The sequence below is a fragment of the Kitasatospora sp. NPDC088264 genome (genome assembly GCF_040685715.1).
Lineage (GTDB): Bacteria > Actinomycetota > Actinomycetes > Streptomycetales > Streptomycetaceae > Kitasatospora.
In genome coordinates, this window is the sequence record NZ_JBFBIR010000058.1 from 1 (window position 1) to 13,188 (window position 13,188).

Sequence of the window (13,188 nt, forward strand, 5' to 3'; positions counted from 1 at the left end):
CGGGCCCTCCGGGCGCTTCGTTCTTTCGTGTTCCCAGCTTACCAGATGTTTTCCGCTCCGTTTCCGGCGCTTCGTTCATCCAACTCGCTGGTGTCCTCTGCGGCTTGACGCCCCGTCCGACGTTTCAAACTCTAGCCGATCTCCACTCCGAAAAGCGAATCGACCGCAATCCAATAAAACGAGCACACCGATATACACACCGGGCCTCGCTCGCACATAGCAAGCCGACCCGGCCCGAACCCGGGACGTGGTGTTTCGAAAGGATTGGCCGCCCCGGGACCGTCCGCGCCGATGCGTGTCCGGTGCTCCCTGCCGAGCGACTGGCTGACAGTACCCCTACTCAGCGCCCGAAACAAATGCCCAGCCCAAGGCGCGCCCGCCAAGGCGAGCACGGACAGACCGTGCTCGACCTCGGCGGACGCAATCCCTACGAACGCGACGCGCAGGGTCAGCCGACGGCGCCGAGGATCGGCGCCCAGGCGGCACCGGTGAGTGCGGCCACCGCCTGCTGCTCGGAGAGCGGAGGAGCGGCACGGGTCGGCTTCGGCGTCTCGGCGCCGGTGCCGCCGCCGGTGCTGTTCCACTGCACCATCTGAAGCTGCGCGCCGGTCGACTTCAGGGTCACCGTCACCGTCCAGCGGCGGGCGGTGTCGGGACGGACCGGGTGCGCGGCCGCGTTCTGCTGGAACATCACCAGGGCCCCGCCGGGAATCTCGGCGCTGCTCGGCAGCTCGCTCATCTTGCAGGTGTCACCGTCACGCTTGGGCTGCCACTCGCAGCTCAGCCCGTCGCCGTCCTTGAGCGGCAGCTGGAGCCGCACGGCCGAGACACCGACGAAGGCGGCGCCGTGCCCGTCGTCGAGGACCAGTCCGCCGTTGGCGACGCGCCCGTTGGACGGATCCGAGGGGTTGTTGCTCTGCCCGCTCTCCGCGCTGAACCGGCCGCCGGGGAACGACGCCTCCAGAGCCTGGATCATCTGGGTGTCGGTGATCGCGGAACGCGGCATCGCCATCGCCGCCACCCTGATGTCGGATCCTTCGGAGTGCATCCCGGCGAGCACGTCGGGGATCACCAGGCCGGCCGCCGCGATCACGGTGCAGGCGCCGACCCCGGCGATGACGCCGGCCGTGCGCCGACGCCGGCGGCTTCGCCCGCGCTGGACGGCTCCGCGCATGAGCGTGGTGAGGTCTGGTTCGAGGGAGTCGGTCGTGCGGTCCAGGGCGTGTGCGAGGTCTGCTTCGAACGGCATGCTGGCGTCACCTATTTCTGTCGCTGATGGGGGCTTCGTGGCGGTTTCGACCTGCGCGCACCGATGCTCAGTGCGGAACCAGGTCGGACAGGCTGTCGCCGAGCAGGGCACGCACCCTGCCGAGCGCCCGGGTGCCCTGGGAGCGGACCGCGCTGCTGCTCAGCTTGAGCATCCGGGCGGTCTCCTCGATGCTGCGGTCCTCCCAGTAGCGCAGCAGCAGCACCGCCCGGTCGCGGGGCGGAAGTTGGCCGAGCGCGTCCAACAGGGTGAGTCGCAGTGCGGTGTCGGGGCCGGCCGCCGCGCTGTCGGGCATGTTCCCGATGGGGCGCTCGCCGCTGCTCCGTCGACGCCGCAGGCTGAGGAAGGTGCGGACCAGGACCGTCTGGGCGTAGGCGGCCGGGTTGTCCGCCTTGGCCACCCGCTTCCAGTGCACGTACACCCGGCTGAGGGTCTCCTGGACCAGGTCCTCGGCAAGATGCGCGTCGCCGGCCGCGAGGACGTACGCGGAGCGGTACAGCGCCTTCGCCCTCGCCGCCACGAACGCCAGGTACTCATCCTCCTGTGCTGATTTCACTCGGTTCCCGCCTGTTCCCTTGTCCTGTGATCCCCGTGCATACCCCTCATGACTACGTAAGGCGTCAGCATGTCGCGCGGGCGGGGCACCTTCTTTTTTTTCACCGCTGCCGCGTCGGCCGCCCTCTACGGACACCTTCGTCTCCCCTTCGTCTCCCCGCGGCCGACCCCGCGAGAAGCAGCCCCGGCCAGCGGTGATGCGGTCGGTATCATGCGCCCGGGGGTTCGTTTGCAGGCAGAGGGGAACGGTCGGTGGGTGGGTTGCGGTTCACGGTGCTGGGACCGATACGGGGGTGGCGGGACGGCGGCGAACTCGCACTCGGGTCGCCGCAGCAGCGGAACCTGCTGCTCTCGCTGCTGCTGAGGGCCAACCACCCCGTGTCGACCGGTCAGCTCGTCGACGACCTGTGGGGCGAGGAGCCGCCCGCCAAGCCCGTAGCCGTGATCCGGACGTACGTCCACCGCCTGCGCCGCGTCCTCGGGCCCGCCCCGCTGACCTCGCTCAGCGGGGGCTACCTGCTCACCGTGGATCCCGGGGAGCTGGACACCCACCGCTGCGAGGAGCTCGTCGGCGCGGCGAAGGAGCTCAGCGGCGCCGGGGAGCACGCCCGCGCCGCCGCGACGCTGCGCCTGGCACTGGCCCTCTGGCAGGGCGAGCCGATGTCCGGACTCTCCGGCCCCTATGCCGAGCGGCAGCGCGGCGAGTGGACCGAACGCCGGGTGACCGTCCTGGAGTCGTGTCTGGAGGCCGAGATCGAGGCCGGACCGTCCGGCGAGGCCGTCGCCGAACTGACCGCGGTCGCGGCCGAGCACCCGCTCAGGGAACGGTTCTCCGAGCTGCTGATGCTCGCCCTCTACCGGGCCGGGCGGCAGGCCGAGGCCCTGAGCGTGTACCGCGACACGGACCGGCGGCTGCGGGCGCAGCTCGGCGTCGCCGCCGGGCCCGGTCTGCGCGAGTTGCAGCGCCGGATCCTGGTGGCCGACACCGCCCTCGTGGCGCCCGCGCCGCCCAGGCCCGACACCACCACCACGGCCCGCCCGCCGTACCACGCGCCGATCCGGCCGACCCAGGTACCGGCCGACCTCGCCGACTTCACCGGCCGCGAGGCGCAGACGGAAGCGGTGCGGGCCGTCCTGCTCGCGCCCCGCACCGTGCCCGTGGCGACGGTGTCGGGCCTGGGCGGCATGGGCAAGACGGCCCTGGCCGTCCATGTCGCGCACGGCCTGGCCGCCGACTTCCCCGACGGCCAGCTCTACGTCGACCTGCACGGGGCCGACGGCCGCCCGACCCCGCCCGAGGAGGTGCTGGGCGCCTTCCTCCGCGCCCTCGGCGTGCCGGCGGAGGCGCTGCCCGCCGGGCTCGCCGAACGCTCCGCCCAGTTCCGCTCGCTGCTCTCCGGCCGACGCGTGCTGATGGTCCTCGACAACGCCCGGGACGCCGAACAGATCAGGCCGCTGCTGCCCGGCCGGCCCGGTTGCGCCGTGCTCGTCACCAGCCGGGCCAGGCTCGGTTCACTTCCCAACGCGCACGTCGTCGAGCTGCCGGCCTTCGCCCCGGAGGAGGCCCTCGACCTGCTCGGCCAGGTGGTCGGCGGGCAGCGGTTGCGGGCCGAGGCGGACACGGCCAGGGAGCTCGTGCGGCTCTGCGGTCACCTCCCGTTGGCCGTGCGCATCCTCGCCGCCCGCCTCTCCTGCCGGCCGGGCTGGACCATGGCCCGGCTGCTCGACAAGCTGTCCGAGAATCGTCGCCGGCTGGACGTGCTGCGCACCGAGGACCTCGCCGTCGAGTCGGCGTTCCGCTTCGGCTACGACCAGCTGACGCCCGACCAGGCCCGGGCCTTCTGTCTGTTGGCGGTGCCGGACGTGCCCGACCTGTCGCCGGGCGCGGTCGCGGCGGTGCTCGACCTGCCCGAGCACGAGGCCGAGGAGCTGGCCGAGTCGCTGGTCGACTGCTCGATGCTGGAGACCGCGCCGCCGGACCGCTACCGGTACCACGACCTGCTGCGCGCCTTCGCCCAGCGGCTCGTCCCGGAGACAGCGGCCGACGTCGAGGCCGGCACGGGCTCGGCCCCGGAGGCGGACCGCCCGGCCGCCGTCCTCACCCGCCTGGTGATCCGCCAGCACGCCGAGACCGTCGCGGCCCTCGGCCCGGCCGCCACCCGCGCGGCCCTGACCGGCGCCGGTGCACCGTACGCTCCCGACTGCCGCGCGGTGGCCCGCGGTCGCGGCGAGTACCACGGCATCGGCGCTCTGGTCGGCCAGTACGCCGGGCTCCCCCGGCCACCCCGGCTCGATCTGGTGGCCGAACTGCTGCTCGGGGGCAGCCTGTTGTGCGAGACCGGCCAGGCCGCCCGGCCGCTGGGGCACGCGGCCAAGGTCCTGCTCCAGGCCGCCGTCCGGCAGGGCGACCGAACGGCCGAGGTCAGGGCCCGGCTGGTGCTCGGTCGGCTGCTGACCGAGGTCGGCTCCGAACCCGCGGCCCTCGGCGAGCTGATCAGGTCCCGCGACCTGTGCATCGCCCACGGCCTGCCGGGGCCGCTGCTCGCCCTGGCCCACGCCTCGCTGGCCGCCCTGTTCCTCCAGGTCGGTCGGCCGGGCGACGCGGTCGACGGCTTCGCGGCGGCGATCGCGGTCTGGGAACGGCTCGGCGACCGGCGCTCGGTGGCGGGCGAACTGCTCAACCTGGCCGGTGCGTTCACCGAGCTCGGCCGGCCCGAGGCGGCGGTCCGCGTCGTCGACCAGTCCCTGCTGATCTGCCACCAGCTCGCCGACCACGAGCTCCAGGCGCTCGCCCTCGACTCGTTGGGGACGATCGCCCACGATCGCGGCGAGTTCGAGCAGGCCCTGCGCCACCACCGCGGCGCCCTCGCCCTGCTGCGGCCGGACGACCGGCGCCGGACGGGCCGCACGCTCCTGCGGCTCACCGAGTCGCTGCGAGCCGTCGGCCGCGGCGACGAGGCGGTGGAGGCGGCCGACCGGGCGGTCGAGGTGCTGACGCTCGACGGCGACCGCCGCGGGCGGGGGCTGGCCCTGGCGGCGCTCGGTGACGCGCTCGCCGACCGCGGCGGCGCCGAGGACGCGGCCCGGGCGTGCCGGTCGGAGGCCTACGACATCCTGGCCTCCATCGGCTCCCCCGAAGCCGACCGGCTGCGCGCCCTGATCGGTCTCGGCGGGGCCGCCGACCGGCCCCGCCGGCAGTGGCCGTCCTGGCTGCCGGCGTGATCCTCCCCTCGCCCCGGGGGTGTTCGGCTGGCGGGCCGACGGCTCAGCGCAGCTCCCACACCTGGTTCTCCGCGTTCGAGCAGGCCGCCACCCTGACGTAGTAACCGGCTCCGTCGGACGTCAGACAGCCCTTGGTGGCGCCGTTGACGATCTGGTAGCCACCCCGAACCTGCGTGAAGGACCAGAGCTGGTTGTCGGTGAACGGCGGGCTCGTCCAGATCTGCACGCGCCCGTCGCCCGTGTCCAGGTCCAGCACCTTGGTGTAGTTGCTGGAGGCGTTGCGCAGGAAGTACTTCCCCTCGAAGACCTTCTCCAGCCGCCACACCTGGGCCGACGTGCCGTTGACGCTGAAGGTGCCGACTCGGTTGCCGTTCTGGTCCCCGGAGTAGGAGTTGTCCAGCGCGCCGCCGACGCTGGCGATCTGTGCCTGGGAGGGCAGCTGCGGCTGCGGTTTCGGCTCCGGTGTGGGCGGCGTGGGCGGCGCCGACGTCGCGGACGGTGTGGGCGTGGGCGGTTCGTGGGAAGCGGGCGGGGACGGGAGGGCGGAGGTCGGCGCGGGCGGGGCGGGGTTCTGGCCGGTGGTGGGCGCCGTGGAGGCCGGAGCCGGCACACCGGGCTGGGACGGGGAGGCGGAGGTCGGCGCGGGCGGGGCCGGGTTCTGGCCGGCGGTGGGCGCGCCGGAGGCCGGAACCGGCACACCGGGCCGGACGGGCCCGGCGGAGGTCCGCCCGGCGACCGGCTCGGGCTCGGCGCCGGGCGTGGGGCTCCCGCCCGCTTCCGGTCCGGCCGACGGCACCGGGGCCGTCGGCTCGGCGGGCTGCTGTCCGGCGGGTTGGCGGTCGGCTGCCACCGCCGCGGGAACGGCCGGGCCCGAGAGGCCGGCCACCGGGCCCGCGACCGCGGCGGCGTCCGGCGCGCCGTCCTCGTCGGACCGGATCACCGTCGCGCCGGAGGCCCCGACCACGCAGAGCAGCGACAGCGCCGTCACCCCGATCAGCCCGCGCAGGCGGAACCTGGCCCACGGTGCGCGTCCGGCGACCGGCCGGGGCCCGACCGGAGCCGGCGGCGCCGTCTCCTCGGCCGGTGCGAGGGCGTCCCGTACCGCCGCGGCCATCGCCGCCGCGTCGGGCCAGCGCTCGCCGGGATCCTTGGCCATCGCCCGCTCGACCAGCGCCCACACCGGCGCGGGCACGTCCTCCGGAAGCGGCGGCACGGGCTCCGTCAGGTGCTTGAGGATCAGTTCGAGGGCGGTCTCCCCGTCGAAGGGGAGCTTGCCGGCGAGGCATTCGTAGAGGACGACGCCGAGCGCGTAGAGGTCCGCCGAGGCGGTGACCGTCCCGGTGGAGGCCTGTTCGGGCGCCTGGTAGGCGGCGGTGCCGAGCACCATGCCCGGTACGGTCAGCCGGGCGTCGCAGCCGGGCCGGGCGATGCCGAAGTCCGCGATCACCGTCCGGTCGCCGCGGACCATCAGGTTGGCCGGTTTGATGTCCCGGTGGACCACCCCGGACTCGTGCGCGGCCTCCAACGCCTCCAGCACCTGGAGCGCCATCCGGAGGGTCTCCTCCACCGGCAGCGCGCCGTGGCGCTCCAGCACGGCGCTCAGCGGTTCCCCGTCGATCAGCTCCATGACCAGGTAGCCGACCGAGGGCCGCCCGTCCACGGCGCTGTGCCCGTAGTCGTAGACGCCGACGATGCCCGGGTGGCGCAGCTGCGCCATGACGCGGGCCTCGGCGTGGAAGCGTTCGGCGAAGCCGGATTCGTCCAGCAGGGCCGGCTTCACCACCTTGACCGCGACCCGGCGGCCCAGGACCTCGTCCTCGGCGAGCCACACGTCGCCCATCGACCCGCCGCCCAGCAGGTCCACCAGCCGGTAGCGGTCGGCGAGCACGGTGCCGCGCATGATACTCCCTGAATCAAGCCCGAGGACCGGAGCGAATCCGGAGACCGGCCCGGTTCCATGGGCGCACCTTGGTCCGGGGCGCCCTCCGAGGATCATGACACCGGCAAAACAACTACTGGCTGTCCATCATATGAATCACGATCGACTCAAGCCATTCCCGCCCCATGCCCCACCCCACGCCCCCGCGTCTCGACGGCCGCGTTGACGCAGCCGACCGGGTGGGGTGTCAGGCACACTCCCCCGGCTGCGACCGGTCACCGGTCACCGGTCCACTCGAAGGAACGCCGTCGTCGAGCCTCGCGGAAGCCGTCGGCGGGGAGGCGGCTCGTCCTCGGTCCCGGACGGCCGCGGAGCAGGCCGTCAAGGCCTCCCGAAGCGCCGGACCGACTTCTCGCGCTTCTCGCGCCAAAGGTTCGTAGCAAAATTACCTGTCACTGGAATGCAGGTCACCAGGCCTTTTCGCATCGCGCCCCCGGACCGGCCGACCTAGCGTGGTTCGCGGCGCTCCTCCCCGACATTCCTCGCCGCACGCGAGCCATGGGACTGAGCCTCAGATCCGCCCGAGCACAGCTTCGGCGGCACACGAACAGATGAATTCAGAAAGGCTCACGCATGGGCTTCAACCGTGTCGACGCGGTGATGGCCGTTCCCGACAAGCCGAACCAGCTCTGGGTGTTCTCCAACACCGACTACCGGCGCGTCGAAATCACCGTGACGAGCAGCCACCCGTACCCGGACAAGCTCATCCTCAAGGGCACCATCCGCGAGGACTGGCCCAGCCTGTCGGACTTCGCGAAGATCGACGCCGTCATGAAGGTCCCGGACGGCAGCAACGAGTACTGGGTCTTCTCCGGCGACCGGTTCGTGCGGATCAACGTCGCCAACGGGGAGCCGCACAAGGACACCAAGACCTACGGTCCGGCGCCGCTGAGCGAGTGGGAAGGCCTCACCAAGGGCTGACGGCCGCCTCGGGTGCCCGGACCGCACCGGACCCGCCGCATCCCAGCGCTGGACGCCCGGCCGGGCCGCCCCCGGCCGGGCGTCTCACGTACCCGTACGTGCCCCGAGCCGTCGGTCCCTTCGTCCACCCCACCTCCCCCGCCCACGTTCGCCCGCTCCGATCGGAGACCTGCCCATGGGTCAGTTCGTCACAGACGTCAACGTCCTGGTCGCCTACGACGACCCGGTGCGGAGTCCGTTCCACACACCCACCGGGTGGGAGTGGATCGACGTCGACCTGAACAAGGGCGCGCACGGCGCCTACCTGTACCTCGTCTTCGAACGGTCCGCCGACGACCGGCCCGTCACCGGCATCCGCGTCCTGAAGGACGACGAGAAGCCGCCCGCCGGGTACCAGAAGCTGCCGGTCGACCTCAACAGGGGGACGCCCGTACACGGCACGGCCCTGTTCCTGGCCGTCACCCGCCAGGAAGGCGCAGGCCGGCCCGTCGTCGACCTCACCGTCACGCACTGGAAGGACGGATCGCAGGAGATCCCTCCCGAGACGGGCTACACCCGCGTCGACACCGATCTCAACAAGGGCGCCAAGGGCGACCTCATCTACCTCGACTACCTCCGGGCCACCGGGAACGCACCCTCCGGTTCGCCCGCCACGCCGGACCAGGAGAACGCGTGAACACTCCCCACTCCCCGCAGAGCGCTCCGTCGCTGCCGGACTCGCTGCTGAAGGCCCTCAAGCGCAAACCCCGCCCCGGCGGTCTGAAGGCCATCCGACACGTGGTCTTCCTGATGCAGGAGAACCGTTCCTTCGACCACTACTTCGGCAGCAACTTCCGAGGAGTGCGCGGGTACGACGACCGCAACCTCGTCACGTTCCCCGGGACCGACGGCCGCACCGTCCTCGACCAGCCCGACCCGGACCACCCGTCCACGCCCCGGAGGCCCTACCAGCTCAGACCGGACCAGGGTACGGCCGAGCCGGCGGCCCACACCTGGCCCACCGGCCACCAGGCGTGGAACAACGGCCGCTACGACCAGTGGATCAAGGCCAAGGGGACCGTCACGATGGGCTACTTCGACCAGCCGGAGGTCGTCGGCACCTACCGGGCGCTGGCCGAGCGGTTCACCGTGTGCGACGCCTACCACTGCTCGGTGATGAGCGAGACCACCTCGAACCGCAACTACCTCTTCAGCGGATTCGGCGGCTGGGAGCCCGACGGGTCGCGGGTCACCGGATCGGCCGCGCACGACCGCGAGAACCCCGATGCGACCTACGCGGGGGACCGGACGCCGGGCTACAACTGGTCCAGTTACCCCGAGATCCTGGAGGGCAACAACGACCCCTTCGGCTCCGACGGGATCAGCTGGCGCGTCTACCAGGGCTGGGACAACTACTACGACAACAACCTGGACTTCCACGCCGAGTTCAAGCGGATCTTCCAGACCGTGCTGAAGACGGCCAAGCTCGACTACCTGAGCCTGTACGACTTCTACAAGGATCCGAAGCGCGTGCGCCCGGAGGACGTGGAGGCCCTCGCCAAGGCGGTCGCCGACCTGCCGCCGGCCGACCGGAGCCTCTACGACCGCGGGCTCTTCCGCTGCCCGCCCCCGCCGGACTCGAAGCAGAACCCGAAGAACTACCGCGACTTCGTCTACGCGTTCGCCCAGGACGTGGCGGCGAAGAGGGTCCCCCGGGTCTCGTACCTGGTGCCCTCGGACGCGGACTCGGAGCACCCGGGCGACGGCGGTTCGGCCCCCATGACCGGCGAGGAGGTCGTCGCCCAGGTCCTGGACGTCATCGCCTCCGACGAGGACATGTGGGACTCCACCGTGCTGTTCATCAGCTACGACGAGAACGACGGCTTCTTCGACCACGTGCCGCCGCCGGTGCCCCCGCAGGGCGTCGACGACGAGTACGTCGGCAAGGAGCCCATCGGCCTGGGCATGCGCGTGCCGATGATCGTCGTCTCCCCGTGGACCGTGGGCGGCTACGTCAACTCCCAGGTCTTCGACCACACCTCACAAATCCGGTTCCTGGAGGAGTGGTTGGGCGTACGGCAGCCCGCCATCAGCCGCTGGCGGCGCACCGTGGCCGGCAACCTCACCTCGGTCTTCGACTTCGACCGCACCGGCGACCCGCCACCGCAACCCGCCGACCCCACCCGGCGCCTGGCCCGCCCGCTGCCGTACCAGCCGGACGCCCACGGCGCCCTGGACCAGAAGCAGGGCGCGTTCGTCCTCCAGCCGACCAACACCGGCGCCGCCGCCGTCCACCTGACCCTGTACGACAACGTCGGCACGTCCGGCGCCTACGACGCCCCTCGACACTTCGACGTGCTCGGCACCACCACGCCCGCCACCAAAGTGCCGGTGCGCGGAGGAAGTTACGACTTCTACCTCACCGGCCCCAACGGATTCCGCCGCGAGTTCGCCGGGAAGGCCGCCGGGGCCGCAGCCGACACCTCCGTGGCCACCGCCATCGCCACCGCCCCGAAGCGCGTTCTCACCCTGACGATCACGTCGCCGAGCGCCACGCCGCAGACCGTCACCGTGGCGCCCCGGCACTACAGCACCGCGAAGGCGCTGACCGGGACCGTCGTCACGGGCAAACCCCTCGTCCTCGCCTGGGACACCGATGCCGCCGACGGCTGGTACGACCTGGACCTCGCGATCGCCGAGGACGCGTCCTTCCGCCGCCGCCTCATGGGCCACGTCGAGAACGGCCGGCCGAGCATCAGCGGCTGAACGGCGAAGAGGCCGGCGCCGGGGCGCGGCGCCGGCCTCTTCGGGTGTGAGGCGTCCTACCGGCGGCCGCGGGCCGGTGCGGGGTTGAGCTTGGCACTGAGCACCGACAGGAAGGTCGGGAGCCTGTCCACCGCGGTCTTGGGGACGGGGGTGACCTGGACGGTGTCCCGGACCACGTCCTGCACGACGAGCTTGTAGGTGCCGCCCTCCTCGACGAGTTCGGCGGCGTAGAGCAGTGTTTCTTCCACCAGTGATCCTCCGGTTGTCTGTCGTACGGCGGGTCAGGAGCCGTTGAGCCAGGCGCTCCACGCCTTGGTCGCCTGCTCCTCGTCCGCTCCCTCGGCGAACAGGTGGTGGCCCAGCCAGATCGGCCAGTTCCAGGTGCCGCCGTTGAAGAACCGGTACAGCGCGTCCGGGCCGCGCAGGCCGATGAAGTCGGGGCTGAGCCAGTCCACGACGACCGCCTCCGGGCCGCCGTCCGTACCGGGGACGTGGAGTTCGAGCCGGTCGCCGACGGCAGCGTCCTCGGCGAGGCCGAGGCGTCGGCGCAGGACGGCGAAGTCGGCCGGGTCGGCGGTGGGTTCGGGGCGCTGGGCCTTGACGTAGACGGCGGGGCGGCCGCCGAAGTGCCGCAGGTACTCGGCGAGGCCGTGCTGGTAGAAGTGGACGTGCTTCTCGGCCGCGTCCGCCTTGGTGTCCCAGGTCGCGTCCCAGACGCCCTCGTGCACCCAGTGGATTCCCATCCGCAGGTGGCTCGTTCCGCTGTCCACCGGCTCGATCCGGTAGCTGAGCGTGTTGGAGAACTCGTCGCCCAGGGTCGCCCGGACGGCGAAGTGGCTCGGCGGCTCCCACACCACGACGGTGCTGTCGGACCGGGTGGCCTTTCCGCCGACGCGCGGCTCGACCTCCATCGGGTACAGCCAGCCCAGGTTGCCGGCGCCGGTGGCGACCGCGGCCCAGACCTGTTCGGGTGTCGCGGGCAGGTCCTGTTCCTTGCGGACCTCGAACTCTCGGGTCATGGTCGGTTCTCCTTCGTCGTCGGTCGGGTGTCAGTAGGTGAGCGGGAGGGCGCTCAGCCGCCGTTGCAGCGGGTTGGGCCGCCATTCGAGGGCCGCCCCGCCGGCGGCTTCGTCGGCCAGCCGCAGCTGCGGGAGCCGGCGGACCAGCGTGCTGACGGCCACCTCCACCTGGAGCTTGGCCAGCGGGCCGCCGAGGCAGAAGTGCGGTCCGTGGCCGAAGCTCAGGTGCCGGTTGCCGGGGCGGGTCAGGTCGAGCCGGTCGGGGTCCTCGAAGCGCTCGGGATCGCGGTTGGTCGCACCGAGGAACAGGTACGCCAACTCGCCCTCCCGCAGGGTCCGTCCGCCGATCTCCAGGTCCTCCGCGACGACCCGGACGATCGCCTGGGTCACCGTGTCGTAACGGGCCAGCTCCTCGACGGCGCCGCGGATCAGCCCCGGGTCCTCGCGCAGCCGGGCCAGCTGGCCGGGGTGGCGCAGCAGGGCGAGCACGCCGTTGCCGACCAGGTGGGTGGTGGTCTCGTCGCCCGCGGTGATCAGGACGAAGCAGGTGGACAGCAGTTCGGAGTCGGTGAGCCGGTCGTCCTGCGCCTGCGTCGCGACCAGGGCGCTGATCAGGTCGTCGCCCGGTTCGCGCCGGCGCTGCCGGATGAGCCCGGACAGGTACTCCTCGTACTGCCCGATCGCCTCCTCGGACTTGTCGATGTCCTCGCCCAGCCGGCCGAAGCGGCGGAACCAGGTCTTGACCTGCGGGCGGTCCTCGGGCGGGATGCCGAAGAGCTCACAGACGACGGACATCGGCAGCGGGGAGGCGACCGCCTCGATCAGGTCCATGGCCGGGCCCGCCGCGAGCGCCTCGTCGATGAGCCGGTCGACGATCCGCTGGATGCCGTCGCGCAGGGCTTCGACCCGCCGGGCGGTGAACGCGCGGTTGGCGAGCTTGCGCAGCCGGGCATGGTCCGGCGGGTCGGTGTTGGTCATCACCCGGCCGAGCCGGTCGGTGAGCCGGCTGAAGGCCTTCAGGTCGCCGCCGAGCGCGCCGTAGGCGCGGGTCATCCGGTCCCGGTCGTTGGACAGCCGCAGGTCTCCCAGGGCCGCCTCGACGTCGGCGTACCGGGTGAGGTGCCAGATGCCCTCGGCGCTGCGGTGGACCGGGCTCTCGCGCCGCATGCGGGCGTAGAACGGGTACGGGTCCCGCCGGGCCTCGGGGGTGAGCAGGTCCGCGGCGAAGTCGTGGGGCGGGGCGAGGCCCGCCGCGGGGCGGGCCTCGTCCGTGGTGTCGGTCGCATTCACAACGGGCCGCGTTACCGCTGGGCGTCCATGGCGTCGGCGAGGCTCCTGGGCCGCATGTCGGTCCAGGACTTCTCGACGTACTCCAGGCAGGCGGCGTTGGTGTCGGGGCCGTGGGCGACGGTCCAGCCGTCGGGGACGTCCGCGAACTGGGGCCAGAGCGAGTGCTGGTTCTCGTCGTTGACGAGCACGAGGAAGGTGCCGTCCTGGTCGTCGAAGGGGTTGGTCATGGG

11 protein-coding genes are annotated in these 13,188 nt (G+C 72.3%); 4 read left to right on the forward strand and 7 right to left on the reverse strand.

Going from position 1 to position 13,188, the window contains the following annotated elements:
- Nucleotides 1–448: 448 nt before the first annotated feature.
- Both AB0O82_RS31180 and AB0O82_RS31185 read right to left on the reverse strand, forming a co-directional pair.
- Nucleotides 449–1,249 carry a hypothetical protein gene (locus tag AB0O82_RS31180; RefSeq protein WP_363587257.1) on the reverse strand — a complete coding sequence of 267 codons (801 nt, stop codon included), beginning with the start codon at nucleotides 1,247–1,249 and terminating at the stop codon, nucleotides 449–451.
- A 67-nt stretch (nucleotides 1,250–1,316) separates the two neighbouring features.
- Complete coding sequence (locus AB0O82_RS31185) at nucleotides 1,317–1,823, reverse strand: SigE family RNA polymerase sigma factor (protein ID WP_363587258.1); 507 nt, start codon at nucleotides 1,821–1,823, stop codon at nucleotides 1,317–1,319.
- Between the two features lie 272 nt (nucleotides 1,824–2,095).
- Between AB0O82_RS31185 and AB0O82_RS31190 the strand changes: the two genes are divergently transcribed.
- Nucleotides 2,096–5,044: a BTAD domain-containing putative transcriptional regulator gene (locus AB0O82_RS31190; RefSeq protein WP_363587259.1), complete on the forward strand. Its 2,949-nt coding sequence runs from the start codon at nucleotides 2,096–2,098 to the stop codon at nucleotides 5,042–5,044.
- Nucleotides 5,045–5,087: 43 nt separating this feature from the next.
- On the opposite strand, the gene AB0O82_RS31195 is transcribed toward AB0O82_RS31190, so the two are convergent.
- Entirely contained in the window at nucleotides 5,088–6,944 is a 1,857-nt protein-coding gene (locus tag AB0O82_RS31195; RefSeq protein ID WP_363587260.1) for a protein kinase, read from the reverse strand.
- A gap of 612 nt (nucleotides 6,945–7,556) precedes the next feature.
- Between AB0O82_RS31195 and AB0O82_RS31200 the strand changes: the two genes are divergently transcribed.
- The 3 genes from AB0O82_RS31200 (at nucleotide 7,557) to AB0O82_RS31210 (ending at nucleotide 10,649) form a co-directional block, all read left to right on the forward strand.
- The gene (locus AB0O82_RS31200; protein ID WP_363587261.1) at nucleotides 7,557–7,904 is read left to right on the forward strand and encodes a hypothetical protein; all 348 of its coding nucleotides are present in this window, start codon (nucleotides 7,557–7,559) and stop codon (nucleotides 7,902–7,904) included.
- 175 nt (nucleotides 7,905–8,079) lie between these two features.
- Nucleotides 8,080–8,580, forward strand: a complete 501-nt coding sequence (locus tag AB0O82_RS31205; protein WP_363587262.1) for a hypothetical protein — start codon at nucleotides 8,080–8,082, stop codon at nucleotides 8,578–8,580.
- Entirely contained in the window at nucleotides 8,577–10,649 is a 2,073-nt protein-coding gene (locus AB0O82_RS31210; protein ID WP_363587263.1) for an alkaline phosphatase family protein, read from the forward strand. Before AB0O82_RS31205 ends, AB0O82_RS31210 begins: the two co-directional genes overlap by 4 nt.
- 56 nt (nucleotides 10,650–10,705) lie before the next feature.
- Here the strand turns inward: AB0O82_RS31210 and AB0O82_RS31215 are convergent, their stop codons facing one another.
- From AB0O82_RS31215 to AB0O82_RS31230, 4 genes are read right to left on the reverse strand one after another with little or no spacing between them, the layout of a single operon-like run.
- The gene (locus AB0O82_RS31215) at nucleotides 10,706–10,897 is read right to left on the reverse strand and encodes a hypothetical protein (RefSeq protein WP_244293816.1); all 192 of its coding nucleotides are present in this window, start codon (nucleotides 10,895–10,897) and stop codon (nucleotides 10,706–10,708) included.
- A 33-nt stretch (nucleotides 10,898–10,930) separates the two neighbouring features.
- Nucleotides 10,931–11,668 carry an SRPBCC domain-containing protein gene (locus AB0O82_RS31220; RefSeq protein ID WP_363587264.1) on the reverse strand — a complete coding sequence of 246 codons (738 nt, stop codon included), beginning with the start codon at nucleotides 11,666–11,668 and terminating at the stop codon, nucleotides 10,931–10,933.
- A gap of 30 nt (nucleotides 11,669–11,698) precedes the next feature.
- The gene (locus AB0O82_RS31225; RefSeq protein ID WP_363587265.1) at nucleotides 11,699–12,958 is read right to left on the reverse strand and encodes a cytochrome P450; all 1,260 of its coding nucleotides are present in this window, start codon (nucleotides 12,956–12,958) and stop codon (nucleotides 11,699–11,701) included.
- 11 nt (nucleotides 12,959–12,969) lie between these two features.
- The gene (locus AB0O82_RS31230; RefSeq protein ID WP_363587266.1) at nucleotides 12,970–13,185 is read right to left on the reverse strand and encodes an MbtH family protein; all 216 of its coding nucleotides are present in this window, start codon (nucleotides 13,183–13,185) and stop codon (nucleotides 12,970–12,972) included.
- Nucleotides 13,186–13,188: the final 3 nt, after the last annotated feature.

Excerpts from the sequence above, each read along its gene's own strand:
- AB0O82_RS31180 (WP_363587257.1), bottom strand. The coding sequence starts at position 1,249 with ATGCCGTTCGAAGCAGACCTCGCACACGCCCTGGACCGCACGACCGAC.
- AB0O82_RS31205 (WP_363587262.1), top strand. The coding sequence starts at position 8,080 with ATGGGTCAGTTCGTCACAGACGTCAACGTCCTGGTCGCCTACGACGAC.
- AB0O82_RS31220 (WP_363587264.1), bottom strand. The coding sequence starts at position 11,668 with ATGACCCGAGAGTTCGAGGTCCGCAAGGAACAGGACCTGCCCGCGACA.
- AB0O82_RS31195 (WP_363587260.1), bottom strand. The coding sequence starts at position 6,944 with ATGCGCGGCACCGTGCTCGCCGACCGCTACCGGCTGGTGGACCTGCTG.
- AB0O82_RS31230 (WP_363587266.1), bottom strand. The coding sequence starts at position 13,185 with ATGACCAACCCCTTCGACGACCAGGACGGCACCTTCCTCGTGCTCGTC.
- AB0O82_RS31200 (WP_363587261.1), top strand. The coding sequence starts at position 7,557 with ATGGGCTTCAACCGTGTCGACGCGGTGATGGCCGTTCCCGACAAGCCG.